This is a genomic window from Priestia sp. TRM10, from assembly GCF_057808375.1.
This window is the reverse complement of sequence record NZ_JBJZOT010000011.1, coordinates 325,298-352,226: the sequence shown is the minus strand read 5'-3', so window position 1 is coordinate 352,226 and position 26,929 is coordinate 325,298. Positions and strand designations below refer to the sequence as shown.

The following is a 26,929-nucleotide window of genomic DNA, read 5'->3' as shown; positions in this document are numbered from 1 at the left end:
CCTAAACTTCCCCCTTTAACGGCCAGCTTCTTTTTTTAGGTCTTCTACAAGCACATCAAACTTTTGAGCTCGCTTTGTGTAAATCATACAGAGGGCCCAAGTCATGACGAATTGTGCAAATGCAAAAACCCATGCCCATGTTAAAGACCAAAAAGCCGTCTCATTTAAGAATGTAAAATAGGCAGTTAAAACAGGTAGTGTGAAATAAAAAGCTAAAAAGAATAGTGAAAAAGGTAAAATAAAACGACGTTTTTCACGCATAAGCCGTTGAAATGTTGGAGATTGGACAAGCTCCGTGTAATCTAATTCTTGTTCTTCCCTCTCTAACTTCACTTTTTTCCCTTCCACAACAACTCCCCCTTATTGTTCATTCCTCCTCCAAATTTCCCTCCTTCCACAGAGATACATCTATTATATATTTTTCTAAATAATTAGTAAATTCTGTTTTTTGTTATTTTTGAACTATCTAGTGACAAAGTGTAAAGACACATGTAAACTATTAATCAGCATATGTATCTACATTAATCTATACAGGAGATGAAAAGAATATGAAGGCACAAAAATCCCTATCTGAGCGAAAACTGCTTGGAGTTGCTGGGCTTGGGTGGATGTTCGATGCCCTAGACGTCGGAATTCTTTCCTTTATTATTGCTGCTTTACAAATTGAATGGAAACTTACACCTGAAGAGATGAGCTGGATTGGAAGCGTTAATTCAATTGGTATGGCTGTTGGGGCCCTGATTTTTGGACTTTTAGCTGATCGAATTGGTCGAAAACCTGTCTTTATTATAACGCTCTTACTTTTTTCAATTGGAAGTGGCTTATCAGCGCTTGCTCCAACATTGTTTGTGTTTTTATTATTACGCTTTTTTATCGGTATGGGGCTTGGCGGGGAACTTCCTGTTGCTTCTACACTTGTTTCTGAAACCGTTGCTCCAGAAAAAAGAGGGAAAACAGTTGTGTTACTTGAAAGCTTCTGGGCTTTCGGCTGGTTGCTTGCTGCTCTTATCTCCTACTTTATTATTCCAAAGTATGGCTGGCAAATTGCACTGTTAATTACAGCTCTTCCTGCTTTTTATGCGTTGTATCTACGCATTGGGTTACCAGATTCACCACGCTATTTGGCACTTGAGAAGAAACCTTCATTTTCTCAAAACATTGCAAAGGTATGGTCGAAAGAGGTTCGCAAACAAACGATTGTCCTTTGGGTGCTTTGGTTTACAGTTGTGTTCTCTTACTATGGTATGTTTTTATGGCTGCCAAGCGTTATGGTTTTGAAAGGTTTTAGCCTTATTAAAAGCTTTGAATATGTGCTTATTATGACCCTTGCCCAGCTTCCAGGTTACTTTACAGCTGCATGGCTCATTGAACGAGCTGGACGCAAGTTTGTACTTGTAACATTTCTACTCGGAACTGCCGCGAGTGCTCTTTTATTCGGTACAGCCGAAACATTACCGCTTTTACTCGCATCAGGTATGTTTCTTTCGTTTTTTAATCTCGGAGCATGGGGAGCTCTTTATGCTTATACGCCTGAGCAATATCCGACTGAAGTTCGTGGAACAGGAGCAGGAATGGCCGCTTCATTCGGTAGAGTTGGTGGGATTTTAGGTCCACTTGCTGTTGGCTATTTAATGAGCGGCGGATCTTCTGTTGCCACGATTTTCACTGTCTTCTGTCTGTCTATTATCGTTGGGGTTGTTGCTATTGCCTTTTTTGGAACGGAAACCAAACAACGTGAACTTGCTTAACAAGCAAAAGCTCATCTTCTAAGGAAGATGAGCTTTTGCTCTAAAATCAGTTAGACTTCTTATAATGAAACTCGAATGTTGTGCCACTTTCATTTGAGTCTACTTTCCACTTAATATTCATCGCTTCAGCCATAAGAGCAATAATCGACATTCCAATCCCTCGACCATGTTTGTTTCCACTTGTATTCGTAAACCCTGGCCCATGATCTACAACTGATATTTTATACTCTTCACCTTTTCCTTCCATATAAATCCCAATAAACTGACCATCTTTTGCATGACGAATCACATTTTGAATGACATTATCGATCATCCGCTGGAACCAGTTCACATCAATATTGCTTTTAATGTCATCTCCTTGAATCTCTATATCCACTTCAAAGCCTTCCTCTTCCAAGCGGTCATACCAGCAGGCAACTGTTGTACGCACAAGCCTCACTATATCTGTTTTCTCAGGCTTATATGGATATTTGTTTGATGTGAGTAATGAATAAGAAAGGAGGTTTTCGATGAGCTCTCCTAAATAATGAATTTTTTCATCAGCAAGAGCAATTGTTTCTTCACCTTTCTGAGAAAGTACTTCCTTCTTTAAAGAGTAAATTTGCGCTTTTAGGGCGGTGAGCGGTGTTCGCAAATCGTGAGAAAGGTCAGCAATAAGCTTACGACGTGCACTTTCCTCTTCACGCTCATTTTGCTGACTTTCTTCTAACGCCATAAGCATATTATTAAACGATTGCTCAAGAGCTCCGATTTCATCTTTTCTTGATATTCGTATTTTAGGAGGAACATTTCGAGCATTTGGCATTTCCATTGCATCTTGAAGGCGTAGCAGTCTTTTTCGAATGCTTCGGAAGAAAAACCATGAAATCAGTAGGAATAAAACAATAATGATAATAGAGAGAAGAAAAGTAAGGAAATCATATAGTGGGTTCTCATCTCGATTTATAGCCGTAATATAAGAACGTGGCATTTGCAAAATAACAAACCCTGCTTCTTTCTTCCCACCTACATAGGAAACAACCGTAAAAGGATCGCTATCAATACTGCTTTTCATAAAATCCATGGCTGTCATCGTATTCCACTCTGTCGGAAGGTTTACAGGCTCTCCTTCCTTTAACACTGTTTCTCCATTTCCATTAACATAAACCATTGCTGTAGATTTATAGCTCTTTTCTACTTTGCTAAAAGCTTTTTTTACACTTTGAATGTCATTAGGCGTCATTTTTTTAGATTCCTTATGCCACGTATCAACAACTTCATAGCTTGGATAATAAGGCTCATCCTGCTTTTTATACCATGGGCTAATATAAAGAACTCCGCTAGCTAGCATTGCTACCGGCAGCATAACAATTGCCATTAGAATGATAAAAATATACCGTGTTGTTAACGAATTAAGCCTTCTCATGCTTTCATCCGATATCCGATGCCGCGAATTGTTTCAATTATTTTTGGCTTGCTTGGATCTTCCTCTATTTTCTCACGGAGATGGCGAATATGAACGGTGAGCGTTTTATCTCCTTCAATATATGGGTCTTTCCATATGCTTTCAAATATTTGTTCTTTTGTTAGTGTCTGATTAAAATGTCGTGTGAAAAAGAAAAAAAGCTGATGTTGCTTTCCTGTTAAGATAATCTCTTCGTCATCACTCCGGCGAATAATACGTTGTTGTTTTGTATACACGTCCAAATGTCCAACCGTTCTATAGTCTTCTTCCTGACGATTATAGCGCCTGAGCAACACTTCCATACGAGCCATTAGCTCTTTTGGATGAAAGGGTTTTGTTAAATAATCATCTGCAAATGTTAGCCCTTGCACTTTGTCATCCAGAGCCGTTCTTGCGGTCAGCATAATGATCGGAACATCATTATAGTTGGTTTTAAAGCGCTGACCGAGCGTAAACCCATCAAGTCCTGGAAGCATCACGTCTAGAATGACTAAATCAGCATTTTTCATTCCCTCTTCACTGCCCTCGTCTGAAAGATACCATGACACATGATACCCGTTGTCTTCAAGCTCTTCCTTTAGCCAACTCCCAATTGTTTCATCATCTTCTATATAAACGATGTTTTTCATAAAACCACCCTTAACCTAATAGTTTCTAATCTTATGATAGAACTAAAAAAGGAAGTTGAAAACTATTTTTCTACATTTAACCAAAACTTAACCTTCCCCTTCTCTGTTATTAACCTTTGCTGTCTACACTGATTTATGAGGTGATGAAAATGGAAAATATTTTAACGGCAAATGATTTAACGAAAAAATATAAAAGTGACGCGGTTGTAAATCGCATTAATTTACAAATTCCACGTGGAGCAGTTTATGGATTTTTAGGACCTAATGGAGCTGGAAAAACAACAACAATCCGAATGCTCCTAGGTTTAATCAAACCTTCTCATGGTTCTATTTCAGTTTTTGGCAAAGATTTGCGCAAAAATCGCATTGAAGCATTAAAAGAAATTGGTGCACTTGTTGAAAATCCATCTTATTACGGACACTTAAATGCTATTGAGAATTTAGAAGTTTACCGTGTTCTCCGTAAAGCACCAAAATCTAAAATTAAAGAAGTATTAGAGATTGTAGGACTTGAAAAAGCAGCCAAAAAGAAAGTTAAAGAATATTCATTAGGAATGAAACAGCGACTAGGGATTGCGATTGCACTTCTTGGAGATCCTAAATTACTTATTTTAGATGAACCAACAAACGGACTTGACCCACAAGGCATTTTAGAGATTCGTACACTCATTAAATCTCTTGCAAAAGAACGCGGTATTACGATTATTGTTTCAAGTCACCTTTTAAGTGAGATTGACCAAATGGCTACATATGTTGGAATCATTTCAAAAGGACGACTCATCTTCCAAGACCGGATTGAAGAACTGCGACGATTCTCTTCCACCTCTGTTTCTTTTACAACAAGTTCTCCTGAAGAAACGTTTAAACATATTGTTTCATATGGAATTCAAGCTTATCGAGAGGAAGAAAAAATCATGGTAGAAGCGGAGGATGAAGCCATTGCGCAAGTTATTAGTCTCCTTGTTCGTCACGGCATTAGCATTTATCGGGTGGAAGAAAATAAAAAATCGCTAGAAGATATTTTCCTTGACCTTATAAAGGAGGAAGGCACAAATGTACAAAGCACTTTTAAAAGCCGAATTTCTTAAAATTAAGCGAAAGTGGATATGGGGGTTAGTTTTTCTTGGACCTTTTGGGGTAATCGCTCTTGAAGCTTTAAACTTTGGGCTGAGATATGACTATTTAACAGATGTCTATAAAGATGATTTATGGAAAGGGTTAATCGGTGAAGCCAATATGCTCTCTGTGTTTGCTTTAATGCTTGGCGCTACGCTTGTTGCTTCACTAATTTCATCTCTCGAACATCAATCAACATCGTGGAAGCATTTATTGTCACTTCCTCTTTCAAAAACAAAAATTTTTATGGGGAAGTTCTCTCTGGCTTTTATTTTATTAACAACATCGTGCGTTCTACTCACAATGGGCATTGTTATTCTTGGAATTAGCTTAGGGTTTGGAACTGATATTCCGATTGCCTTGTTATTAAAAACATGCTTTTACCCTTTCTTAGCCTCACTTCCGGTTGTAGCACTACAATTATGGCTTTCAGTTGTGCTAAATAACCAAGCTCTTCCACTTGCTATTGGAATTGTTGGCTCTATTTTTGGAGGAGCTTTACCGCGATGGACCATTTGGAGCTGGCCTTCTTTAAGTAATCAGTGGGATAAACCCATTATTAACGTTTGCCTTGGCATTGTTGTTGGTCTAATTTTGTTATGGATTAGCACCATTCATTTCACAAAAAAGGATGTGAATAATTAATGATACCTCTTATGAGAGCAGAATTATTGAAGTTAAAACGGACAAAAATTTGGCTATTATTGCTTATTAGTCCTCTTATCATTCTTACTGATGGTTTGGCATTTCCTGATGAGCTAAAAGCAGAGGGTGGTAAAGTCATACTTATGCATCTATATCAAAGTGGAGCTGTCTTACACACCATTCTACTTTTCCCTCTTCTTATTGGGATATTTGCGGCTTCTCTTTGCCGTCCTGAACATCTTAATGGCGGATGGAAACAGTTACTTGTCCAGCCCGTCCGAAAAGGGAATGTTTTTCTTACCAAACTCCTTTTCACTGTTATGATTTGTGCTCTCATTCAGCTACTTTTTCTAGGAAGCTTATTGCTTGCTTCAGCCATTAATGAAGGATCTGTTGTACCCGAGGACTATATGCTTAAAGGTGTTTTAAGTGGGTTTATTGCTTCTATCCCGCTTGCAACGTTACAAATTTGGGCTTCTTCTCTTTGGGCAAGCTTTGGTGCATCGCTTGCTTTAAACGTGATTTTTACAGTACCAAATATACTTATTGTAAATTCAGAAACGTACGGTCCTTTTTATCCATGGGTTCAGCCAGCTCTTGCGATGATTTCAAAAGATGCTAATAATATATATTCACTTTCTATTTCAACTGAAACGCTCATTTTCGTTATCGGCGGAAGCTTTCTCGTCTTCTTTATTTGCGGCTTCTTCTCTTTCAAACGTAAAGCCTACTAACAACGCTTGTTGGTCTCTGCTGTTCTTAGTGATATAATGAACCGAACGAAAAATTTCTTTTCTTGGAGGCCACATGCTAACTTTTGAACAAAAACTAGCTATTATTGAATCTTTTCCGCAGCTTCAGCGTAAAAATGTCTCGCTTAAGCGCGTTAATTTCCACTATGAAGAAAGTGTGACAGATAAAAAGAACGTTGTATATCATCTTCACCCGAATGGAAATGGATTTGTTTACGGTGAATATCTTGATGAATACGAGATTGATGAAAGAGGTATGGTCAATATTCGCGATTTTACAGAAGAAGAGCTTCGTACAATCGTTGAGAAAGCCATTGCATCTCTCGCTCCACCATCACATGAGGAACAAGCTATTGCTGGAGATGAAGAAGTAGAACATTGGATTGATGATGACGGTCATTCTCTTATTCTTATGTATGAGCACGATATGTGGAACACATACGCAGGATTAAACCTTGACGGTTCATTTCTAACATATGATGAAGCATTGGAATATTTAGATGAAGAAGGATTTAAACCAAAAGCATAACAAAAAAGCGAGATGAGCACTCATCTCGCTTTTTTTATTTAAACCAGCCTTTTTCTTTAAAACGTGTAATGGCTTCAATTCTATTTTTTACTTCAAGTTTGTCTAGGATTGTTGAAATATAGTTTCGAACCGTTCCATTTTTAATAGAAAGAGCGTCTGCGATTTCTCTTGTGTTCTTTCCATCTGCAATAAGACTTAACACTTCTTTTTCACGTTCTGTAAGCGGATTTTCTTCTGCATATGCATCATCAATAAGCTCTGGAGCATAAATGCGTCGCCCACTCATAATACTTCGAATAGAGCTTGCGAGCTCTTCACTTGGACTATCTTTTAATAAATAGCCGCTTACCCCTGCTTTTAATGCCCGTTGAAAATAGCCAGAACGTGCAAAGGTAGTTAAAATAATCACTTTACAGTTTGACTCTTTTAATTCTTCAGCTGCTTCAAGACCTGTTTTTATAGGCATTTCAATATCCATAATACAAACATCTGGCTGCTGCTCGTAGGCTAAGGAAACGGCTTCTTCTCCGTTTGAGGCTTTCCCGACTATTTCCATATCATCTTCTAAACTAAGAAGTGAACCTAATGCTCCTAAAAGCATACGTTGATCTTCGGCAATGACTATACGAATCATTTCACTCGTCCCTTCTCTTCTTGTTTTACAATATTCGGCACTTTAATTCTAATGGTTGCTCCACTCTCCACATCCATTTCAAGCTGACCATTCACAAACTCTAACCGCTCTTCCATCCCAATAAGCCCGTGTCCTTTTACATCCCTTTTATGTGTATCAAAGCCTTTTCCATTATCTCTTATTGTAATGCCGCTCTCATCAATAGTTTTCCATGTCTCAATAATACAAAGCGATGCACCGCTATGTTTTACAACGTTCGTTACCGCTTCTTTCAAACACATACTTAAGATATTTTCAAGAAGCGGGGAAATCGTAGTCACATCAAGGCGCTCCTCTACAACAAGATCAATGTCTGCTGCCGTTAAAATCTGTTCAACACGAACAAGCTCTTCTTTCAGCTTAATCCCTCTCATTTGGGACACCATCTTCCGGACTTCATTAAGAGCTGTTCTTGCCGTCTGCTGAACATCTTTTATTTCTGTTTTAGCTTGCTCTGGGTCTTTTTGAATTAATTTTCGTGCTAAATCACTTTTCAGTCCAATAAGCGAAAGCTTTTGGCCAAGCGTATCATGAAGATCTCTTGCAATCCGCTGCCTTTCTTCTTGTTTGCTTAGTTCTGCAATTCGTTTGTTAGCATCTTCAAGTTTTTCTTCAAGGCGATCACGCTGTCTTCTGTTATAAATGCTAAATGGAAGCACCACAACGCTTAATGTAATGATAAAGATAAAAGGAAGCTGTCTTAAGTACACTTCTTCGGTCATGATTGTGTTGTAATTAACAGATATAAATGTACTGATGAGATGAACACCATAAAGAGTAAAAAAGATTAGCCTATTTTGAACATGACCAATAAAATAAGCAAGGAAAAAGGCAAAGTAAAAAGCAAAATAAATATAGGTGAAAATACTCGTTAGTGCAATCGAAATGCTAATAAGTAAAAATGTCCACAAGTAAACAGGCCATCCTTTTGAAACAAAAGCAAAACGATAAAATAAAAAAAACAAAATATTGAGCACTACCCCCGCTATCACTTCATTAGTAGAGGAAGATTGAAATACAAAGTAAAAAGGTAAAATAGCAAAAACACTCCAAATATACGGAGATAAACCCGTGACCTTTTGGAATATTCTATATCGTCTTTTCATTAATACCCCTCTTTAAACGTAATATTCTTTTATTATACCCCATAAAAAAGGGGCTCGTTTAACACAGTGGAAAACCTGTATTAAACGAGCCTTCTTATAGCTCTACTTTAGATTGAGCCACAATCTTTCTTTTTTTCTCTTTTACTGAACGTCTTTTCAGCTCATGAAAACTAATAAATGTTTTCTGTTCCTCGTCCCACAGTCGAAACTTAAGGGACTGTAAACTTGTTTTTAACGTAATTGTTGGGACGTTTTGAAGAGGAACTGTGTTGTTATGCACTTCTTCTAATTTATAGTTCGGCACTCGTGGACTTAAGTGATGAACATGGTGAAAGCCAATATTTCCTGTTAACCACTGCAAAGGCTTTGGAAGTTTATAGAACGAGCTTCCTTCAACAGCAGCTTGAACATAGTTCCAATGCTCATCTTCTTCAAAATAAGAATCTTCAAACTGATGCTGCACATAAAAGAGCCAAACTCCAATTGTTCCTGAAATCAAGAAGATTGGACCTTGCACTAGCAAGAAGTTCTGCCATCCGAGTGTAACACAACAAAGTGTCACAATAAGGGCAATCGCAACGTTTGTGATATACGTGTTCCATCTTTCTTTCTTCTTTGCTCCTTTTTTATTGAAGCGGTTTGTTAAAAGGAACACGTATGTTGGTCCAAGTCCAAACATGATAAGTGGATTTCGATATAAACGATACGCTACTTTTGTCCAAAAAGAAGCTTCCTTATATTCATTCACTGTAAGCACCCACATATCCCCAACGCCGCGTTTATCTAAATTTCCGCTTGTAGCATGGTGAATAGCGTGGCTATGTGCCCACTGATTATAAGGGAAAAGCGTCATAATTCCAGTTATAGTTCCTACGATTTTATTGTAACGTCGATTTTTAAAGAACGAATGGTGACAACAGTCATGAAAAATAATAAAAATTCGTGTAAGAAACCCCGCCGCAATAACAGTGAAAGCAAGCGTAAGTAGATAAGAAATGCCTAAAGATTGATAAGCAAGAAACCATAAAGCAAAAAACGGAACGAGTGTATTTACTAATTGTCTAACACTTGCCTTTGTGTCCGCTTTCTCATAAGGAGATACATCTTTTCTTAATTGCTTTTGTTTATTCATATTTTTAATTCCTTCCCTCATCGTTGTCTTTCATTATAGAGAAGAAAAAAATTAGCTTGTAGTAGCACATGTCATATACGGAGTATGACAAATGTCATATTCCCTATATTTCTTGTATACAGAACGCCCTTTCTTCACAAAATAACGTTACTACTTAGATAGCAAGGAGGCACAAACATGAACATAAGGGACGTTTTACAAGACATAGAGTTTTTACATCAACCTCAGATCCCTCATTTAGAGATTCGCTCTATTTCTTTTAATTCAAAGAAGGTACAAAACGACTCTCTTTTCGTAGCCATCTCAGGCGGACAGTTTGATGGTCATCATTACATTGAGGATGCAATCAATAGAGGAGCAGTGGCTATTGTTGGGGAAAAAGAGATGAAGTCCCCCCTTCCCGTTCCTTATTTTCGTGTTAGAAATAGCCGTGAATCACTTGCTAAACTTTCTTCAAATTTTTATCATAACCCTTCTAAAAAACATATGATGATTGGTGTAACAGGTACAAATGGAAAGACGACAACAACATTTATATTAAAGCACCTTTTTGAAGAACAAGGGTTAAGCTGTACAATGATTGGCTCTGTTATGAACATCATTAATGGAGAAAATCGCCCTTCAATAGCAACAACACCGGATAGTTTAGAACTAAACCGTATTCTTTCTGAAAGTAATGATGATGTCGTGATTATGGAAGTTTCATCACACGCCCTAGCACAAGCCCGCGTAGAAGGACTTGCATTTGATGCTTGCTTGTTTACGAACTTAAGTCATGATCATCTTGATTATCATGGTAGTCTTGAAGAATACTTTTTAACAAAAGCACGCCTTTTTCAACAGCTTAAAGAAAGTGGAAAAGCCATTATAAATATCGATACTAAATGGGGCGAAAGGCTTTTTTCAACGTTACAGCAAAAAAAAGCAAACTCTCTCTCTCTCAGTCATCTTCATGATGCAGATTATAAGATTCTTCATGTTCTTTCTAATCAATGCTCTTCAGCGTTGCTTGTTCATCAACACCATGAAGAATTGTATATTCATCTTAATATGCCTGGTGAACATAACATTTACAATGCTGCAATAGCTTATATTACAGGGGTTGAACTTGGTTTGGATAATCAGAAACTGCTCTCTAGCTTAAAAACATTTAAAGGAGTGCCAGGACGTTTCGAGATGTTTGATTATCGTGAAGCAACAATTGTTGTAGACTATGCCCATACAGCAGACTCTTTTTCTTATTGTCTAAATGCAGCGAAAACATGTGGAGCAAAAACTATTCGTCACGTCTTTGGATTTCGAGATGGACGTGATCAATCAAAACGTGCAGAAATGGTTCAAGTATCAAGCTCACTATCAGACGAATATACCCTAACGCTTGACGATTTAATAGCAGTCTCTCCTACAGATATGCTCCTTGAGCTAACAAAACTGCAAAAAGAGGCTGGCAATAGGAAAGGAAGCGTAACAAAAGATCGTACAATCGCCATTAAAGATGCTATTGAAAAAAGCACTAAAGGTGACTGGGTGTTTGTAACAGGCAAAGGAAATGAACAATACAAAAACACCTATGCGCTTCCGTGTTCTTCAGATATTGAAACTGTTCAATACGTAATAAAGAAAAATACTCGTTGTGAAGAAACACCCCAATCTTTTCATGAAGATGATCAACAGTCATTTCTATAAAAACTCCTTTGACGTTTTATAAACTAATCATCCGGGTACACCTGTTGATAGAAGGAAATGAAACGTTCAGGGAGGTTTTTGGTTTATGAGTCGATTACAATCTAAAACAGCCCTTATTACTGGAGCAAGCTCTGGTATTGGAAAGGCAACAGCAGAACGATTCTCCAAAGAAGGAGCAGTCGTTATTTGTGCTGATATTAAAAAAGATGCGGTAAAAGATGTTACAGATCACATTAATGAGCAAGGCAGACAAGCATATGCTTACCATCTAGATATTTCAAATCAAGATGAAGTAATGAAGTTTGCTGATGAGATAAAAGAAAAGTTTGGAACAATCGATATTTTATTCAATAATGCTGGAACAGATACAGAAGGTGGAAGACTTCATGAGTATCCTGTTGAATTGTGGGATAAATTAATGTCTGTTGACTTACGAGGTACGTTCCTTGTTAGTAAATATCTTATTCCACTTATGCTTGAAGAAGGCGGTTCAATTATTAATAACTCCTCTGTCTCAGGCCTTGCAGCAGACCTTGATCGCTCAGGTTATAATGCAGCGAAAGGCGGTATTATGAATTTAACAAGAGCGATGGCCATTGACTATGCAAGAGATGGAATTCGCGTTAACGCCATTGCACCAGGAACAATTGAAACCCCTCTTCTTGATGATTTAATGGGATCAAAAGCAGGAAAGAAATTTCGCGAAGCATATAAATGGGTGGATCCAATGGGAAGACTCGGCACCCCTGAAGAAGTTGCAGGCGTTGTTCTTTTCCTAGCTTCTGATGATAGCTCATATGTGACAGGTGAATATGTTACAGTAGACGGCGGTCATATGGCATACACTTGGCCAGGCAAAATGCTAAACGAAAAGCTCTAAAAGCGTTATAATAAAATTGAAAAGGAGATGAATATAATGACTAAAAAAGTACAAATTGGAAAAACAGATTTATATGCAAACCCAATTGGATTTGGTGCTAATGCTGTTGGAGGACATAACCTTTATCCAAATCTTGATGAAGAAGTTGGCAAAGACCTTGTTCGTACAGCATTAGACAAAGGAATTACACTGCTAGATACAGCTTTCATTTACGGTCCAAAACGTTCAGAAGAATTGATTGGCGAAGTATTACAAGAAAGAGGAAATCGTAGTGACGTTATCATCGCAACAAAAGGCGCTCATAAACTTGTTGGTGATGACACTGTTTTAGATAATTCACCAAGCTTTTTAAAACAATGTGTAGAAGATAGCTTACAACGCTTGCAAACAGACTACATTGACTTATTTTATATTCATTTTCCAGACGAAGATACGCCAAAAGATGAAGCTGTTGGCGCACTAAAAGAACTAAAAGACCAAGGTAAAATCCGCTCTATTGGTGTTTCAAACTTCTCTCTAGAACAGTTAAAAGAAGCAAACAAAGATGGCTATGTTGATGTTTACCAAGGTGAATACAACCTTTTCCAACGCGATGCAGAAAAAGAACTGCTTCCATATGCAGCAGAGAACGGCATTTCTTTCGTTCCATACTTCCCGCTTGCAGCAGGACTTTTAGCTGGTAAGTATGACAAAAACACAAAGTTTAATGACTTACGTGCAGATATGCCTTTATTCCAAGGAGAGAAGTTCCAAGAAAGCCTTGCAAAAGTAGAAAAACTTCGTGAAATCGTCGATAAAAAGCCGCAGGACATGGCAAATGTTGTGCTTGCATGGTACTTAACACGCGATGCGATTGACTTAGTTATTCCTGGTGCGAAAAAGCCAGCACAAATTGAATCAAACCTACAAACATTAGATGTTGAACTATCTCCACAAGAAATTAAAGCAATTGATGAGATTTTCAGCTAATAAACAAAACCTGCTTAGAGGACAAGCTCTAAGCAGGTTTTTTTAGTCAAAGCGGCGTTTTTTGTATGTGATAATAGTCGCCACAACGGCAACAATAGCCCATACTCCTAATACAGCTATATTTTTGATAATATCACCTAGTTCGGCCCCTTTGCTAAGTTCAATCAACGCCGCTGAAAATTGCTCACTTGGCAAGTATTCTATAATGTTTAAGATCGTTTCATTTTCTATCATTGCCTTTATTGTTGAGGCCATTCCAAAAACAATTAATATAGGCATACCAATGATAGAAGTTTCCATAACGGTTTTTGACACCAAACCAAGCATTGTCCCTATTCCAATAAACGTAACAATGTTAATAAGAGAAAGAAGAATAAAAAGGCCTAGAGAAGGAATCTCATAGTTTGATAAAAGAATACAACCGACAATAATTAATATGGTAGCAAATGCTGACAAAAGACTTTTTCCGATAAATACCTCAATTATACTCGCAGGAGAAAGCAGTAGTCCTCTTAACGTATTTTTCTCTTTTTCTTCCGCAACCATTGCCGACTGAATAAAGGCTCCAGCAATAACAAAAGCAAAGTTGATGGCAAACAAAGCCCCAACTTCCCCAGCTCCCATTCTGTCATACATGACAGCAAAAACAAGTGGAAGAGCCAATGTAACAAGAACATAGCTGTTTCGCATTAAGTCTTTCCAATCTTTCATAAAAATAGCTTGAATGCGTTTATACGATAAAATCATTACAGTTCCCTCCCCGTTAGTTTCACAAATAGGTCTCCTAGTGTTGGTTCATTTGAATGAATTGTTAATAGCTCGCCTTGTTTCATATAGTTATAAATTTCTTTTGCTCCTTCTTCATTTGTTTCCACAACAACCTTTCTCTGTCCTTTTAAAAGCAGAGAAACGGTTGAGTCACTATGTTGACTGCGCAGTTTTTCAGGAGCATCAAAAAGTCTAACTTCTCCATTATGAAGAAAAGCAACTCTGTCACAAAGCTCTTCCGCTTCAAGCATATCGTGAGTCGTTAAAAAAATTGTCGTTCCTTCTGCATTTAATCTTTTCAATCCTTTATGAATATGCTTAGTATTTACAGGGTCTAGAGCTGACGTTGGTTCGTCGAGAAACAATAATTGGGGCTTGTGCAAAATAGCCCTCGCCAATGTAACGCGCTGTTTCATCCCTTTTGACAGTTTTTGAATACGCGTTTTCTTTTCTTCCACTAAATTAACATCAACAAGAACTTCATGAATACGACGTTTATCTATTTCATATAAGTCACAATAAAGAGCTAGGTTATCATAGACAGTGAGACGATCATATAAACCACTGTTATCTGTTAACACACCAATTTTTCTCATATACTGAGGATCTTTTAATTTTTTAAGAGATGCACCAAACACTTTTACATCTCCACCTGTTGGTTGAAGCTGTGCTGTAAGGATTTTAATTGTCGTTGTTTTCCCCGATCCACTTGGCCCTAAAAATCCGATTGTTTCTCCTTTTTTCACACTAAATGATACGTCTTTTAAAGCTGTCTTATTTCCAAAAGACTTTACTAGGTTTTTCACTTCGATTACGTTTTCCACCCATTTCGCTCCCTTTCACCAAACCGACTTAAAATGTGGTTTGTTGCATTTGTTACTTTAAGTTTAGAGAGATATTATCTTACCCGCATTAAAATAAGGGTGAAAAGAGTATAGAACATCTTAAAAGGAGTCATTTTGAAGATGAATCAACACCTTTTCAAGGTAAAAGTTACATGTTGAGGAGTGAAAATTAGATTCTGAGAATTTGTTTTAGCTCTGTTAAATTTCCTTTTGAAAGAGGAATCGAGCTTTTTTTGGTATCTTCTAATACAAGGCTATAGCTATTTCTTGTCCATGTAATAACTTCTCGTACTTTTTGTAAATTGACAATATACGAACGATGACATCTAAAAAAACCAAATGGTTGAAGACGATTGAACAGTTCATTTAAAGTATATGTACAAGGAAACACTTCTTCTTTCACATGAAGATATGTTGTCCCTTCATTGCTTTCAACATAAGAAATTTCCGTAGGATCAAAAAGAATAATTTTATCATCCACTTTTGCTGGAATCTTCTCAAAGTTAATCGGGTGGAGCTCTTCTACTATTTTCTCTTCTTCCTTTACTTCAGAATCAGAAGCTGCACTTATTTCTTCTATTTCCTCCACAACTTTAATTTTCTTCATTCCATCTTCATTTAGCTTGTATACATGATTTGTAAGAAGCACAGCACTTTCAAAATTGCTTGTTGTAATAAGAAAAGAGGTACCTTGTGCTGCAAGCTCTTTAATCACCTGTTGGATAATAAACTTGCTCTCAATATCTAAATTTTGGTCAGGTTCCTCCATTAAGATGAGCTGCGGATGATGTAAAATTGTTTTAGCAAGCTGAAGTCTTTTTTTCTCTGAATAAGAAAGTTTACCAATCTTACTTTGCCTAAGCTCTGTTAAGCCTGCTTTATGTATATATTCTTCAACGTCTATTGCCACATCATACAGTCTTTTAAATAACTGCAAGTATTCTTTGACTGTTAAGCGTTCGTACATTCCTTCATTTAATGAAAAGATTCCAATCTTGTTAGCTACCTTATGAAATGGGCAAGGGTATTTTTCATCTAAAAGGGTTATTTCTCCGTTCAATACTGCTATTTCTCCACTAAGCATGCCTAATAGGTTCTTTCCCACTTCACTATTGCATTGAATAGCAACAATTTCCCCTTTATCAATATGCAGATTCATTTTTGGAATCGTAATGGCATTTCCCTTTCGTTCTTCAACATTTTTCATACTTAAGATAGCCATATTTCATATACACCTTCTTCTCTTCTGTTTAGAAATGTGTTTTCTTTACATAACAAGGTCCACTTTAAAATAAAGTGAACCTTGTTATGATCTATTCCTCTTTTCGACGAAAGAAATTAGTTATTAATATATTTCTCATAAATCTCGCCATAATCTTTTAAATGATATTGTTCGCGAGCGGATGTTAACCATTTGAATCCAAAGTCTGTTAAATCATGGTATGTTTTAGAAAGGTCATTATCATCTGTTCTCGAATTTTGCAGTACTTGAACTGCTTTATCTAAACTTTGCGAAGCCATGTTTATATAAAGATCATTCTCATACGTAATCTCAGAAATGCGAAGAAGTGCTTTATATAAATCTTTTAATTGATCAATCTGACTCTTTTGGACATCAATATCAAATCTTTCATTTCCAAGCGTGAATTTAATTTCAACGTCCATATCAATTTTACCTGCGGTTTCTAACACCACATTGCCAATTTTATGTTGGGTATATGGATAGCGCTTCAATGTTCTCTTTGACGAAACAGCATTTGCTCCATCAACATGGATGATTGCTAAATTTGTGAAGCAATATTCATCAGCTTTTGTTTTAATTAAAAAATAGATTTTCTCATCATCTTCATGCATTACATAGTCGTCTGCATCTGTTTTATCATAGTCAACAGGACTGATAATCTTCCCAACATCTGATAATCCTAATGCATCTGAAGCCATCTTTTTAAACATATTTTCGCATCCTTTCTCGTGAAGAGATTGTTATTCCCTCCCTAATTTTAACAAGTCTTCCCTTCAATGAAAACTTATTTCTGATAAGTTTTGTATTAAAAAAGCCGCAAATCAAGTTTGCGGCTTTTTCGCTATTTTCCTTCTTTGGAGAACTTCTCGATTCTCTCTTCAATTTCATCACGAACACGTTGAAAGAAAGCCCATTTCTCTTCATCTGTTCCTTCTGCTTTCGCTGGATCATCAAACCCCCAATGTTCACGCTTTACATGTGGTGGAGTCATTGGGCATTTATCAGCTGCATCTCCGCAAAGCGTTACAACTAGATCCGCACTATTTAAGATACTTTTATCGATAATGTCAGATGTTTGGTTTGAAATATCTACATCAACTTCTTTCATCGCTTTCACAGCATTCTGGTTCAGACCATGTGCTTCGATTCCCGCACTATAAATATTCCAACTTTCTCCCAAATACTTCTTTCCCCATCCTTCAGCCATTTGGCTTCGGCAAGAATTTCCTGTACATAAAAAATAGATTGTTTTTTTCGACATGTTTTGTTTCTCCTTTTATGAAATAATGTGTAACCAAAGATATAACCCTAATAGGGTAAAGAACAAGGTAGGAATGGTAAGGACAATTCCTGTCTTAAAGTACGTCCCCCATGAAATCTTTACACCCTTTAAGCTTAGAACATGAAGCCATAATAGCGTTGCTAGGGATCCAATAGGGGTGATTTTTGGTCCTAAGTCAGAACCAATCACATTGGCATAAATAAGAGCTTCTTTCATAACTCCTGTAGCACTTGTATCATGGATAGCAATGGCATCAATCATGACGGTTGGCAAGTTATTCATAACAGACGAAAGAATAGCTGCAATAAAGCCCATTCCGATTGTTGCTCCAAATAGGCCTCCGTCCATTGTCCACTCAATAGCATTAGCAAGAATAGAAGTTAACCCTGCATTCCGAAGCCCATAGACAACAACATACATCCCGACTGAGAAAAAAACGATTGCCCACGGTGCACCTTTTACAACCTTTTTCGTTGATATAAATGGACTTTTCCTTGCAAGCATTAAAAATACAAGAGCCACAATTCCGGCAATAATGGAGACAGGAATATGGATGAATTCACTTGTAAAGTATCCAACTAGAAGGACTGCTAAAACAGACCATGAAATTTGAAACATTCTTTTGTCTTTAATTGCTTCTTCAGGGCGTTTTAATACAGAGAGATCGTATGACTTTGGAATGCTTTTACGAAAGTATAAATATAAAACAGTAATACTAGCTACTAGTGAAAAAAGGTTTGGAATGATCATTCGAGAAGCATATTCACTAAAGCCAATGTTAAAGTAATCTGCAGAAACAATATTAACAAGATTGCTTACAACAAACGGAAGAGATGTTGTGTCTGCAATAAAACCACTTGCGATAATAAACGGAAAAACAATCTTTTCACTAAAATTCAAGTTCCGAACCATTGCCAAAACGATCGGCGTGAGAATAAGAGCTCCCCCATCATTCGCAAAAAGAGCTGAAACTATCGCTCCTAACACTGCTACATAAATAAACATGCGCACGCCTTTCCCTTTTGCGGCTTTTGCCATATGAAGAGCAGCCCATTCAAAAAAGCCAATGTCATCTAAGATAAGAGAGATGAGAATAATAGCGACAAATGTTAACGTGGCATTCCAAACAATAGACGTTACATCGATAACATCACCAAAGTCTACGACGCCTGCAAGAAGAGCAACAACAGCGCCCCCACATGCAGACCATCCGATTGAAAGATTTCGTGGCTGCCATATTACAAAAATTAAAGTAAGTAAAAAAATAACAGATGCTAAAATTGCGGATATCATTGTTGTTTCCTCCTGCTATTCACAGCAAATATTTAATCCTTTATTCTGAAGCTTATCTAAGCGTTCTTCTTCATGTGGAAGATGTTTGAGAATAGTAGAAATCCACTCATAGTCAGCACTTTCACTATTAAGACTATAAAACATCCACTGTCCTCTTCTTTTTTCTTTCACAAGTCCAATGTCACGCATTTTTTTTAAATGTTGACTTATAGCAGGCTGACTTATGTCATATAATTCAACGAGCTCACATACGCACCGTTCCCCTCCTTCGAGAACTTTCATTATAGACAAGCGCGTTTTATCGCCCAAAATTTTAAGAACTGCTGCCGCACCTTCAATGCTCAGCTCTTGATTTACCATCCTTCTCCCTCCCTTATATAAGCATTTTCTTATATAACACATCATATAACCATATACTTATATAATCAACCCGATTTTTTCATAAAAAAACGACACAGAAAAGACTCTGCGTCGTTTTTTCGCTTATTTATACGCCTACATAAACGCGGCGTGCTATACGTTCTACTTCTTCTGCCACTTTCTCATGTACTTCCGGTTGAAGCGGATCTGGTACAAGATCTCCATGTTTTGTACAAGAAGCAATTGCTTCTGCTGCAGCAACAAGCATCTCGTGGTTCACTACTTTACTTTTAGCATTAAGAGCTCCTCTAAAAATTCCTGGGAAACCAAGAACATTATTAACAGAGCGCCCGTCTGCAGCATATGCAGCGCCAGCTTCTAATGCTACTTCAGGCTCAATTTCTGGTCTTGGGTTTGATAAAGCTAGAATAACTTGTCCACTTCTAACAAATTCTTTTTTAATAAGACCAGGAACACCTGTTGTTGCAATAACGATATCACACGTTTCCATTAACTCTTCAATGTTTGATGAAGTTTGTCCACCATATTCTTTTAAACGATTCATTGCCATTTCTGATTTGTCTGTTCCATAAACAGCTTGAACCCCATATGCCATAAACATACGACAAATCGCAACGCCTGCAGCACCAAGGCCAATTTGTCCTACTTTTGCTTCTTTCAGGTCAATGCCTGCGCTCTTACAAGCAGAAATAGCTGCTGCAAGTGTAACAACTGCTGTTCCATGTTGATCATCATGCATAACAGGGATGTTTAATTCTTCTTTTAAACGATCTTCCACTTCAAAGCAATGTGGTGAACCAATATCTTCAAGAAGAATTCCACCAAAACCAGGTGCGATATTTTTTACTGTACGAATAATTTCTTCCGGATCTGTTGTATCAAGTAAAATAGGCACTCCACTAATTCCTGCTAGCTGATCAAAAAGAGCAGCCTTCCCTTCCATAACAGGCATTCCTGCAACAGGACCAATATTTCCAAGCCCAAGAATTGCTGTTCCATCGGTTACAATTGCTACAGAATTATTAATTGTTGTGTAGATTTCAGCTTTATCTGGTTCTCTTTCAATAAGGCTACAAACATCAGCAACGCCCGGTGTGTACACACGGCGCAGTTCTGCTAGAGACTTGATTGGCATCTTACTCTTCATCGCAATCTTCCCGCCTTCATGTGCTGAAAGAACTTCGTCTGAAACAGTATGAAGCTTAATGCCTTCTTCTAATCCTTCGATTGCTGTAATAATTTCATTTAACTGTTCTTCTGTTTCTACTTGTACAGTAATATTACGCATCGTATAAGTTGGACCAACTTTTACGGTTTCAACTTCACCGATGTCTGCTCCTACAAGGCCAATTGCCGTTGCTACTTTGCCTAGATTCCCAGGAACAGTAGGTGTTTCAATCATAAGCGTACGAATCATATGTTTAGTAATCATTTACTGCTTTCTCCCCTTTATACTCTGTCTCATCTGAAGGTGAATTTTCATCAACATACCAAATGAATTTTCCTGTATATCCATAAATAAGTGCAAGTCCTAACGCTACAAAGCTAAGCCACATAAATGGTAAATATGCAAATGTCGAAACTCCAAGGATACCTGCCATATATATACCATTATCAGACCATGGAACCATACCAGACGTCAATGTTCCCCCAACTTCTGTATTACGTGACAGGATTCGGCGATCTAGCTTCAGCTTATCGTAACTTTTCTCCATAATTTTTGGAGTCAAGATTAACGATACATACATTGCACAACCTAATACATTTCCTAGAAATGCTACAATTAAAGTTGACAAAGTCACGTTTCCTGCAGATGTCAGTTTCTTTTCGAAAGTTGCTACAATAACTTTTAATACTCCTAGCTTTTCTAAGAGTCCACCAAATCCTAGACCAAATATAATAACAACAAGTGTATCAAGCATACCAACAATACCACCGCGATTTAGGATACCGTCCATAAACTCTACACCAGTATCAATTGAAAAACCTTTATAAGCTGTATTGATTGCATCCGCAAAATCCATACCTTGAAATACAGATGCCCAAATAGCCCCTAATAGAGCACCAATAACAATAACAGGCATTGATGGTTTCTTTAACGCTAATAGTACAACAACAATAATAGCAGGAATAAGCATCCAAATCCCAATATCAAAATGTTTTTGTAATGAAGACTTTAAAAACTCTACTTTCTCTGTATCAATGTTTCTTCCAGCATATACAAATCCAGTAATTGTAAATAAAATAGCTGTAATAATATATGCGGGAATTGACAAGACCATCATTGCTCGCACATGGCGTAAAATATCTACCTTTGAAAGAGATGAGGCAAGCACTGTACTATCAGATAGTGGTGATAGCTTGTCCCCAAAATATGCACCAGATAAAACTGCGCCTGCTACAAGCGGTAACGGCATACCAAGTCCTTCTCCAATAGCAATCATTGCGATACCTGCGGTTCCAACTGTTCCCCATGATGTTCCTGTTGCAACAGACATAATAGAACAAATGATAAGAGTTGCTAATAAGAAGATACTTGGATGAATGAATTCTAATCCGTAATAAATAAGAGTTGGTACAACCCCGCCTGCAATCCATGTACCAATTAAAGCTCCTACAGATACAAGAATTAAGACAGCTTCTAAACCATTTGAGATTCCATCCATAATTGATTTTTGTAAATCTTGATACTTATGACCGAGTCGAACACCTAGAATAATAACGAGAAACCACGATATGAATAATGCCATTTGAATCGGTAAATCAAGAAACACCGTAAATGACAACACAAGTGCAAGAAATGCTCCTAATATAATCACAATTTCAGGTATTGTTGGTAATCTTACTTCCTTCATGCATAATCCCCCTAGTTGAAAATAGTAGTAAAACGCTTACATTTAATACTGTTGTAACGTATATTACTATACTTCCTCATCCCCAAGCTTGCAACATTTAGTCCATACGTCCTGTATAGACTAAATATCACAAATTTCCTTTTATTGTTTATCAAAAAGCTCTTCCCCAGCAATTCCTGGTTTCGTCATTTCAAAAGGATTTAAAATAACATCAAGCTCTTCTTCTGTTAATACATCATTTTGCAAGCAAAGTTCTCGAACAGACTTACCTGTTAAAATGGCTTCTCTCGCAATACGTGCTGCTGGTTCATAGCCAAGATGTGGGTTTACTGCTGTAATAATACCAACGCTTTTTTCCACATACTCTATCATACGAGCTTCGTTTGCTTGGATTCCTTTCAAGCAATGATCTGTAAATGAACGGAAGCCATTGTTCATAATGCTAATAGATTGAAGTAAATTAAAGACAAGCACTGGCTCCATAACATTTAATTCAAGCTGACCTGCTTCAGAAGCTAAGCAAATGGTATTGTCATTTCCAATCACTTGGAACGCAATTTGGTTGATAAGTTCTGGCATAACAGGATTTACTTTGCCTGGCATGATTGATGAACCAGGTTGGCGGGCAGGAAGGTTAATCTCATTTAAACCTGCTCTTGGACCTGAAGCCATTAGACGAAGGTCATTCGCAATTTTAGACATGTTCATCATACATACTTTAAGAGCTGCTGATACTTCTGTATAAGCATCAGTATTCTGTGTTGCATCAACAAGATGATCTGCCGTCACAAGAGGTAAATCACTAATACGCGCTAAATGTTTCACAACAGATTTAATGTATTTCGGATTTGCGTTTAATCCTGTTCCAACAGCTGTTGCTCCCATATTTACTTCGTAAAGGTGCTGACGAGATTGCTTAATTCGCTTCATATCGCGCTCTAAAACGCGGCTATATGCTTCAAACTCTTGACCAAGTCGAATTGGCACAGCATCTTGAAGGTGTGTTCGACCCATTTTAATCACAGAATCAAACTCTACCGCTTTTTTCTTAAATTCCCCTTGCATATATTCCATCGTTTCAAGGAGTTTTTGGAGCATTTTTAATGTAGAAATATGAATAGCTGTTGGAAAAACATCATTTGTTGACTGTGACATATTCACGTGAGAGTTCGGGCTTAAATGATTGTACTCTCCTTTATTGTGACCTAAAATTTCGAGTGCTCTATTTCCAATTACTTCATTGGCATTCATATTCATAGATGTTCCTGCTCCACCTTGAATAGGATCAACAATAAACTGATCATGCCACTTGCCTTCTAGAATTTCATCTGCAGCTTGAACAATAGCATTGCCAAGCCCTTCATAAAGACGTTTCACATCCATGTTCGCAAGTGCTGCTGATTTTTTCACAACGGCTAACGCTTTAATCATTTCTTCATGAATGCGGTATCCTGTAATTGGAAAGTTTTCTGATGCCCGAAGCGTTTGAATGCCGTAATATGCATCTTTTTCAATTCTCTTTTCACCAAGAAAGTCTTTTTCTATACGATGTTTTTCTTGAATTTCTACCATGTGTATAACCCTCTTTCTCCCCTATTAGCTTAAAAATTTTTATAAAACAACATCATCAGCAACAGGTGTTTCCATAATACGCTTAACTTCATGTAAATCCGGAGATTGTCCTAATGCCCACATAAGTTTTGGTACAATAGCTTCTGTATTCATATTACGAGAACGGATGATAAGATCTTGATTAACGCGTCTACCAACTTCATAGATGCTCATATCTTCGCCTTCTTCTAAACATTGAGTTGTAATAACAACAACTACACCACTCTCAACAAGCTCATTAATTTTTCCTAAAATATTGCGTTCTTCAAACGGAATGCCACCGCTTCCATAACTTTCAATCACAATACCTTTGTAAAGGCCTTTTAAAGCATCAAACATTTCAGGTTTTAGTCCTGGATGTAGTCTTAACAGAAGAACATCTGTACAAAGAGACGTATCAACTGTAAATTTATGCTGTTCTTCCTTTATTTTTTTGTTGTATTCAATCCCATCTTCATTTATAAACGCTATATAAGGATAATTAATACTTTCAAAAGCATCATAGCTTTTTGTTCTTAACTTAATCGCTCTTGTTCCTTGAATAACGCGGCCATCAAATACAACATAAACTCCTCCAACGCCTTCACAAGCAAAACGAATAGCATCTGTGATGTTCTTCTTGGCATCCGTTTTCTTAAATGTAATAGGAATTTGTGAACCTGTAATAACAATTGGCTTTCTTGCATGCTGAAGCATATAAGAAAGAGCTGCAGATGTATAAGCCATTGTGTCTGTTCCGTGCGTAATGACAAATCCATCATATTCATCGTAATCTTCCTTCACAGCGTTCGCCATCTTCACCCAATCTTCAGGCTGCATGTTTGTACTATCAAGATTCATGAGTGATTTTGTTTCCATTGTGTAATCATTATCAAGCTCTGATACATAACTCAACAGCTCATCTGCTTTTACAGCTGGCGAAAGCCCATTTTCTCCTTCAACTGAAGCAATGGTTCCCCCTGTTGTTAATAATAATAGCTTTTTCATTCCCCACACCTCTTCACCTATAAATGACTTAATCTTAAGATGATTCACAAAAATCATTCGCTTTCTGCATACTTTTAACTCAATTATAGACAAGGATTTCAGAATTAGCAAGGTAATATTATTCAATTCGCGTACACCTTAAATATCCTTTATGATATAATACTTTATAAGCAAAAGGAGCGGAAAAGAGATGAACTTAGATCGTTTAACAGAATTACGAAAAAAGAAGAAATGGTCTCTTCAATACACAGCAGACCGCCTTGGCATCGCAAAAAGTACATATGCTGGCTATGAATCTGGCTATAGACGCCCTTCATTTGAAGCGCTTGCTTTATTAGCTGACCTTTTTGAAACAACGTGTGATGATCTACTTGGGCGTACACCCCATCATGAACAACTCTCTCTTGAAGTCACAGAACCAAATAAATTAGCTGTTGATGGTAAAACGCTGACAGAAGAAGAAGCCATAGGGATTGTGGCTTTTGTTCGGGCTAGGAGGGCCATTGAGGAGAAAAGATAATCTATCCTTTACTATGATTGATTTAGTATCACTCTAATAAAGAAAGGGATGTTCCTTTTGTGGAGCATCCCTTTCTTTTTTTTATAGATACTTCCTTCTCTAAAATAAATAATATTTTATGCATAAATCCCCACCTCTTTGGGGAATACCTTATATGTATGATTGATTATTTTTCCAAGGAGGGATTAAGGTGGAAGATAAGAAGAAACCAACAGAGAATGGAACTTCTGTAAATGGTGAAGGTGATGCACTAGATAAGCGCATGACAGAAGGTGAACATGAAGATACACTCACAACTCGTCAAGGTCATCCTGTTCAAGACAATCAAAACATCCGAACAGTCGGAAATAGAGGACCTGCAACGCTAGAGAACTATCATTTCATCGAGAAAATTTCACATTTTGATCGCGAACGGATTCCAGAGCGCGTGGTGCATGCGCGTGGTGCAGGTGCACACGGATATTTTGAAACATACGGGAAAGTAGGAGATGAACCTGTTTCTAAATATACGCGTGCTAAAGTCTTTGAAGGAGCTGGTAAACAAACGCCTGTCTTTGTGCGCTTCTCGTCTGTTATTCATGGCGGTCACTCTCCAGAAACGCTTCGGGATCCACGAGGTTTTGCGGTTAAGTTTTATACGGAAGACGGAAACTGGGATCTAGTTGGAAACAACTTGAAAATTTTCTTTATTCGGGATGCCATCAAATTCCCAGATATGATTCATGCTTTTAAACCAGATCCTGTCACAAATAGACAAGACAGTGAACGCTTTTTCGATTTCTGCAGCAATTCACCTGAAGCAACGCATATGGTAACGTTTGTTTATTCTCCATGGGGAATTCCAGCAAACTACCGCCAAATGCAAGGCTCTGGCGTTAATACATACAAATGGGTAAACAAAGAAGGAAAAGCTGTTCTTGTTAAATATCATTGGGAACCAAAGCAAGGGATCAAAAATCTAACACAGCAAGAAGCAGAAGAAATTCAAGCAAAGAACTTTAATCATGCAACACAAGATTTATATGAAGCAATTGAAAATGGCGACTATCCAGAATGGGAGCTTTTCGTTCAAATTTTAAGTGATGATGACCATCCTGAGCTTGATTTTGATCCGCTTGATGATACGAAAATCTGGCCAAAAGATCAAATTCCTTGGCTTCCTGTTGGAAAAATGGTTTTAAATAAGAACCCAGAAAACTATTTTGCAGAAGTAGAGCAAGCAGCATTTGGGACAGGCGTGTTAGTTGATGGTCTTGATTTCTCTGATGATAAAATGCTTCAAGGAAGAACATTCTCTTATTCAGATACGCAGCGCTATCGCGTTGGACCAAACTATTTGCAGCTGCCAATCAATGCACCGAAAAAGCATGTTGCAACAAACCAGCGTGATGGACAAATGGCTTACTACGTTGATAAAGCACCTGGACAAAATCCACATATCAATTATGAACCATCTTCACTAGGAGGATTAAAAGAAGCTCCTCCTTCTGGAAAAGAGTATACGCCACACATTGAAGGAAACCTTGTTCATGAAAAGATTGATAGAACAAATGACTTCAAACAAGCTGGTGAAACATACCGTGCATTTGATGATGTTGAACGAGATGATTTAATTCGTAACCTTGTCGATGGTTTAGCTCCTTGTAAGCCTATCATTCAAGAAAAAATGATTGAGTATTTTACAAAAGCAGATGAAGATTACGGCCGCCGCGTTGCAGAAGGATTGAAAAAGCATGGAAATACAGATCATCATGGTCCACTAGGTGCAACGGAAACAAAAGAAACAGTAGAAAAAGCAAAAAACATGGGACATGATACAGACTCTTATTAAAAAA

General features: G+C 37.4%; 27 protein-coding genes. 10 read left to right on the top strand and 17 right to left on the bottom strand.

Features of this window, described 5'->3' with window-relative positions:
* Positions 1-15 precede the first annotated feature (15 nt).
* Entirely contained in the window at positions 16-348 is a 333-nt protein-coding gene (locus tag ACK3CR_RS10095; RefSeq protein WP_019394980.1) for a DUF485 domain-containing protein, read from the bottom strand.
* Positions 349-548: 200 nt separating this feature from the next.
* Here ACK3CR_RS10095 and ACK3CR_RS10090 point away from each other — a divergent pair, with 200 nt between their 5' ends.
* Entirely contained in the window at positions 549-1,748 is a 1,200-nt protein-coding gene (locus ACK3CR_RS10090; protein ID WP_488975323.1) for an MFS transporter, read from the top strand.
* A gap of 46 nt (positions 1,749-1,794) precedes the next feature.
* On the opposite strand, the gene ACK3CR_RS10085 is transcribed toward ACK3CR_RS10090, so the two are convergent.
* Together ACK3CR_RS10085 and ACK3CR_RS10080 are read right to left on the bottom strand one after the other, a co-directional pair.
* Positions 1,795-3,153: a HAMP domain-containing sensor histidine kinase gene (locus tag ACK3CR_RS10085; protein ID WP_488975322.1), complete on the bottom strand. Its 1,359-nt coding sequence runs from the start codon at positions 3,151-3,153 to the stop codon at positions 1,795-1,797.
* The gene (locus tag ACK3CR_RS10080; protein ID WP_243516661.1) at positions 3,150-3,821 is read right to left on the bottom strand and encodes a response regulator transcription factor; all 672 of its coding nucleotides are present in this window, start codon (positions 3,819-3,821) and stop codon (positions 3,150-3,152) included. Before ACK3CR_RS10080 ends, ACK3CR_RS10085 begins: the two co-directional genes overlap by 4 nt.
* A 149-nt stretch (positions 3,822-3,970) precedes the next feature.
* Between ACK3CR_RS10080 and ACK3CR_RS10075 the strand changes: the two genes are divergently transcribed.
* The 4 genes from ACK3CR_RS10075 (at position 3,971) to ACK3CR_RS10060 (ending at position 6,863) form a co-directional block, all read left to right on the top strand.
* The gene (locus ACK3CR_RS10075; RefSeq protein ID WP_243516659.1) at positions 3,971-4,909 is read left to right on the top strand and encodes an ABC transporter ATP-binding protein; all 939 of its coding nucleotides are present in this window, start codon (positions 3,971-3,973) and stop codon (positions 4,907-4,909) included.
* Positions 4,875-5,582, top strand: coding sequence for an ABC transporter permease (locus ACK3CR_RS10070; RefSeq protein ID WP_243516657.1), 708 nt, complete (start codon positions 4,875-4,877; stop codon positions 5,580-5,582). The genes ACK3CR_RS10075 and ACK3CR_RS10070 overlap by 35 nt, the downstream gene beginning before the upstream one ends.
* Positions 5,582-6,316 (top strand): ABC transporter permease, encoded by a 735-nt coding sequence (locus ACK3CR_RS10065; RefSeq protein WP_488975321.1) that lies wholly within the window; start codon positions 5,582-5,584, stop codon positions 6,314-6,316. Before ACK3CR_RS10070 ends, ACK3CR_RS10065 begins: the two co-directional genes overlap by 1 nt.
* A 73-nt stretch (positions 6,317-6,389) precedes the next feature.
* Positions 6,390-6,863 carry a hypothetical protein gene (locus tag ACK3CR_RS10060; RefSeq protein ID WP_243516654.1) on the top strand — a complete coding sequence of 158 codons (474 nt, stop codon included), beginning with the start codon at positions 6,390-6,392 and terminating at the stop codon, positions 6,861-6,863.
* 34 nt (positions 6,864-6,897) lie between these two features.
* Here ACK3CR_RS10060 and ACK3CR_RS10055 read toward each other — a convergent pair whose 3' ends face one another.
* From ACK3CR_RS10055 to desA, 3 genes are all read right to left on the bottom strand, one after another.
* Positions 6,898-7,497: a response regulator transcription factor gene (locus ACK3CR_RS10055; protein ID WP_243516652.1), complete on the bottom strand. Its 600-nt coding sequence runs from the start codon at positions 7,495-7,497 to the stop codon at positions 6,898-6,900.
* Positions 7,494-8,642, bottom strand: a complete 1,149-nt coding sequence (locus ACK3CR_RS10050; RefSeq protein ID WP_243516651.1) for a sensor histidine kinase — start codon at positions 8,640-8,642, stop codon at positions 7,494-7,496. The genes ACK3CR_RS10055 and ACK3CR_RS10050 overlap by 4 nt, the downstream gene beginning before the upstream one ends.
* A 94-nt stretch (positions 8,643-8,736) precedes the next feature.
* Positions 8,737-9,774, bottom strand: coding sequence for a Delta(5) desaturase DesA (desA, locus tag ACK3CR_RS10045; protein ID WP_328122148.1), 1,038 nt, complete (start codon positions 9,772-9,774; stop codon positions 8,737-8,739).
* Positions 9,775-9,951: 177 nt separating this feature from the next.
* Between desA and ACK3CR_RS10040 the strand changes: the two genes are divergently transcribed.
* The 3 genes from ACK3CR_RS10040 (at position 9,952) to ACK3CR_RS10030 (ending at position 13,309) form a co-directional block, all read left to right on the top strand.
* Complete coding sequence (locus ACK3CR_RS10040; RefSeq protein WP_488975320.1) at positions 9,952-11,460, top strand: UDP-N-acetylmuramoyl-L-alanyl-D-glutamate--2,6-diaminopimelate ligase; 1,509 nt, start codon at positions 9,952-9,954, stop codon at positions 11,458-11,460.
* Positions 11,461-11,545: 85 nt separating this feature from the next.
* Positions 11,546-12,340, top strand: a complete 795-nt coding sequence (locus ACK3CR_RS10035) for an SDR family oxidoreductase (RefSeq protein WP_488975319.1) — start codon at positions 11,546-11,548, stop codon at positions 12,338-12,340.
* 36 nt (positions 12,341-12,376) lie between these two features.
* A complete protein-coding gene (locus tag ACK3CR_RS10030) occupies positions 12,377-13,309 on the top strand; it encodes an aldo/keto reductase (protein WP_488975318.1) in 933 nt (310 codons plus the stop codon).
* 42 nt (positions 13,310-13,351) lie between these two features.
* Here the strand turns inward: ACK3CR_RS10030 and ACK3CR_RS10025 are convergent, their stop codons facing one another.
* The 11 genes from ACK3CR_RS10025 to ACK3CR_RS09975 all read right to left on the bottom strand — a co-directional run bounded on the left by ACK3CR_RS10025 (position 13,352) and on the right by ACK3CR_RS09975 (position 24,574).
* A complete protein-coding gene (locus tag ACK3CR_RS10025; protein ID WP_243516641.1) occupies positions 13,352-14,056 on the bottom strand; it encodes an ABC transporter permease in 705 nt (234 codons plus the stop codon).
* Positions 14,056-14,901 carry an ABC transporter ATP-binding protein gene (locus ACK3CR_RS10020; RefSeq protein WP_410914032.1) on the bottom strand — a complete coding sequence of 282 codons (846 nt, stop codon included), beginning with the start codon at positions 14,899-14,901 and terminating at the stop codon, positions 14,056-14,058. Before ACK3CR_RS10020 ends, ACK3CR_RS10025 begins: the two co-directional genes overlap by 1 nt.
* A gap of 190 nt (positions 14,902-15,091) precedes the next feature.
* Entirely contained in the window at positions 15,092-16,144 is a 1,053-nt protein-coding gene (locus tag ACK3CR_RS10015) for a LytTR family transcriptional regulator DNA-binding domain-containing protein (protein WP_243516630.1), read from the bottom strand.
* Positions 16,145-16,260: 116 nt separating this feature from the next.
* A complete protein-coding gene (locus ACK3CR_RS10010) occupies positions 16,261-16,875 on the bottom strand; it encodes a PH domain-containing protein (protein ID WP_061804660.1) in 615 nt (204 codons plus the stop codon).
* 131 nt (positions 16,876-17,006) lie between these two features.
* Complete coding sequence (gene arsC, locus ACK3CR_RS10005) at positions 17,007-17,426, bottom strand: arsenate reductase (thioredoxin) (RefSeq protein WP_488975317.1); 420 nt, start codon at positions 17,424-17,426, stop codon at positions 17,007-17,009.
* A 15-nt stretch (positions 17,427-17,441) separates the two neighbouring features.
* Positions 17,442-18,740 carry an arsenic transporter gene (locus tag ACK3CR_RS10000; RefSeq protein WP_488975316.1) on the bottom strand — a complete coding sequence of 433 codons (1,299 nt, stop codon included), beginning with the start codon at positions 18,738-18,740 and terminating at the stop codon, positions 17,442-17,444.
* A 15-nt stretch (positions 18,741-18,755) separates the two neighbouring features.
* Complete coding sequence (locus tag ACK3CR_RS09995; protein ID WP_113750049.1) at positions 18,756-19,100, bottom strand: ArsR/SmtB family transcription factor; 345 nt, start codon at positions 19,098-19,100, stop codon at positions 18,756-18,758.
* A 127-nt stretch (positions 19,101-19,227) separates the two neighbouring features.
* Entirely contained in the window at positions 19,228-20,553 is a 1,326-nt protein-coding gene (locus tag ACK3CR_RS09990) for an NAD-dependent malic enzyme (protein ID WP_488975315.1), read from the bottom strand.
* Positions 20,543-21,976: a Na+/H+ antiporter NhaC gene (nhaC, locus tag ACK3CR_RS09985; protein WP_243516622.1), complete on the bottom strand. Its 1,434-nt coding sequence runs from the start codon at positions 21,974-21,976 to the stop codon at positions 20,543-20,545. The genes ACK3CR_RS09990 and nhaC overlap by 11 nt, the downstream gene beginning before the upstream one ends.
* A 141-nt stretch (positions 21,977-22,117) precedes the next feature.
* Complete coding sequence (gene aspA, locus ACK3CR_RS09980; RefSeq protein WP_328122139.1) at positions 22,118-23,548, bottom strand: aspartate ammonia-lyase; 1,431 nt, start codon at positions 23,546-23,548, stop codon at positions 22,118-22,120.
* 39 nt (positions 23,549-23,587) lie between these two features.
* On the bottom strand, positions 23,588-24,574 hold the full coding sequence (locus tag ACK3CR_RS09975; RefSeq protein ID WP_488975314.1) for a type I asparaginase: 987 nt from the start codon (positions 24,572-24,574) through the stop codon (positions 23,588-23,590).
* Positions 24,575-24,764: 190 nt separating this feature from the next.
* Here ACK3CR_RS09975 and ACK3CR_RS09970 point away from each other — a divergent pair, with 190 nt between their 5' ends.
* Both ACK3CR_RS09970 and ACK3CR_RS09965 read left to right on the top strand, forming a co-directional pair.
* A complete protein-coding gene (locus ACK3CR_RS09970) occupies positions 24,765-25,094 on the top strand; it encodes a helix-turn-helix domain-containing protein (protein ID WP_243516618.1) in 330 nt (109 codons plus the stop codon).
* A gap of 262 nt (positions 25,095-25,356) precedes the next feature.
* Positions 25,357-26,925 (top strand): catalase, encoded by a 1,569-nt coding sequence (locus ACK3CR_RS09965; RefSeq protein ID WP_243520687.1) that lies wholly within the window; start codon positions 25,357-25,359, stop codon positions 26,923-26,925.
* Positions 26,926-26,929 lie beyond the last annotated feature (4 nt).

What these genes read in the sequence shown, in the direction of transcription:
- ACK3CR_RS10050 (WP_243516651.1), bottom strand. Translation starts at nt 8,642, where the DNA reads ATGAAAAGACGATATAGAATATTCCAAAAGGTCACGGGTTTATCTCCG.
- ACK3CR_RS10060 (WP_243516654.1), top strand. Translation starts at nt 6,390, where the DNA reads ATGCTAACTTTTGAACAAAAACTAGCTATTATTGAATCTTTTCCGCAG.
- ACK3CR_RS10030 (WP_488975318.1), top strand. Translation starts at nt 12,377, where the DNA reads ATGACTAAAAAAGTACAAATTGGAAAAACAGATTTATATGCAAACCCA.
- ACK3CR_RS09990 (WP_488975315.1), bottom strand. Translation starts at nt 20,553, where the DNA reads ATGATTACTAAACATATGATTCGTACGCTTATGATTGAAACACCTACT.
- desA (WP_328122148.1), bottom strand. Translation starts at nt 9,774, where the DNA reads ATGAATAAACAAAAGCAATTAAGAAAAGATGTATCTCCTTATGAGAAA.
- ACK3CR_RS10000 (WP_488975316.1), bottom strand. Translation starts at nt 18,740, where the DNA reads ATGATATCCGCAATTTTAGCATCTGTTATTTTTTTACTTACTTTAATT.
- aspA (WP_328122139.1), bottom strand. Translation starts at nt 23,548, where the DNA reads ATGGTAGAAATTCAAGAAAAACATCGTATAGAAAAAGACTTTCTTGGT.
- ACK3CR_RS10065 (WP_488975321.1), top strand. Translation starts at nt 5,582, where the DNA reads ATGATACCTCTTATGAGAGCAGAATTATTGAAGTTAAAACGGACAAAA.
- ACK3CR_RS09995 (WP_113750049.1), bottom strand. Translation starts at nt 19,100, where the DNA reads ATGGTAAATCAAGAGCTGAGCATTGAAGGTGCGGCAGCAGTTCTTAAA.
- ACK3CR_RS10055 (WP_243516652.1), bottom strand. Translation starts at nt 7,497, where the DNA reads ATGATTCGTATAGTCATTGCCGAAGATCAACGTATGCTTTTAGGAGCA.
- ACK3CR_RS10010 (WP_061804660.1), bottom strand. Translation starts at nt 16,875, where the DNA reads ATGTTTAAAAAGATGGCTTCAGATGCATTAGGATTATCAGATGTTGGG.
- ACK3CR_RS09975 (WP_488975314.1), bottom strand. Translation starts at nt 24,574, where the DNA reads ATGAAAAAGCTATTATTATTAACAACAGGGGGAACCATTGCTTCAGTT.
- ACK3CR_RS10040 (WP_488975320.1), top strand. Translation starts at nt 9,952, where the DNA reads ATGAACATAAGGGACGTTTTACAAGACATAGAGTTTTTACATCAACCT.
- nhaC (WP_243516622.1), bottom strand. Translation starts at nt 21,976, where the DNA reads ATGAAGGAAGTAAGATTACCAACAATACCTGAAATTGTGATTATATTA.
- arsC (WP_488975317.1), bottom strand. Translation starts at nt 17,426, where the DNA reads ATGTCGAAAAAAACAATCTATTTTTTATGTACAGGAAATTCTTGCCGA.
- ACK3CR_RS10090 (WP_488975323.1), top strand. Translation starts at nt 549, where the DNA reads ATGAAGGCACAAAAATCCCTATCTGAGCGAAAACTGCTTGGAGTTGCT.
- ACK3CR_RS10015 (WP_243516630.1), bottom strand. Translation starts at nt 16,144, where the DNA reads ATGGCTATCTTAAGTATGAAAAATGTTGAAGAACGAAAGGGAAATGCC.
- ACK3CR_RS09970 (WP_243516618.1), top strand. Translation starts at nt 24,765, where the DNA reads ATGAACTTAGATCGTTTAACAGAATTACGAAAAAAGAAGAAATGGTCT.
- ACK3CR_RS10085 (WP_488975322.1), bottom strand. Translation starts at nt 3,153, where the DNA reads ATGAGAAGGCTTAATTCGTTAACAACACGGTATATTTTTATCATTCTA.
- ACK3CR_RS10080 (WP_243516661.1), bottom strand. Translation starts at nt 3,821, where the DNA reads ATGAAAAACATCGTTTATATAGAAGATGATGAAACAATTGGGAGTTGG.
- ACK3CR_RS09965 (WP_243520687.1), top strand. Translation starts at nt 25,357, where the DNA reads ATGACAGAAGGTGAACATGAAGATACACTCACAACTCGTCAAGGTCAT.
- ACK3CR_RS10070 (WP_243516657.1), top strand. Translation starts at nt 4,875, where the DNA reads ATGTACAAAGCACTTTTAAAAGCCGAATTTCTTAAAATTAAGCGAAAG.
- ACK3CR_RS10035 (WP_488975319.1), top strand. Translation starts at nt 11,546, where the DNA reads ATGAGTCGATTACAATCTAAAACAGCCCTTATTACTGGAGCAAGCTCT.
- ACK3CR_RS10075 (WP_243516659.1), top strand. Translation starts at nt 3,971, where the DNA reads ATGGAAAATATTTTAACGGCAAATGATTTAACGAAAAAATATAAAAGT.
- ACK3CR_RS10025 (WP_243516641.1), bottom strand. Translation starts at nt 14,056, where the DNA reads ATGATTTTATCGTATAAACGCATTCAAGCTATTTTTATGAAAGATTGG.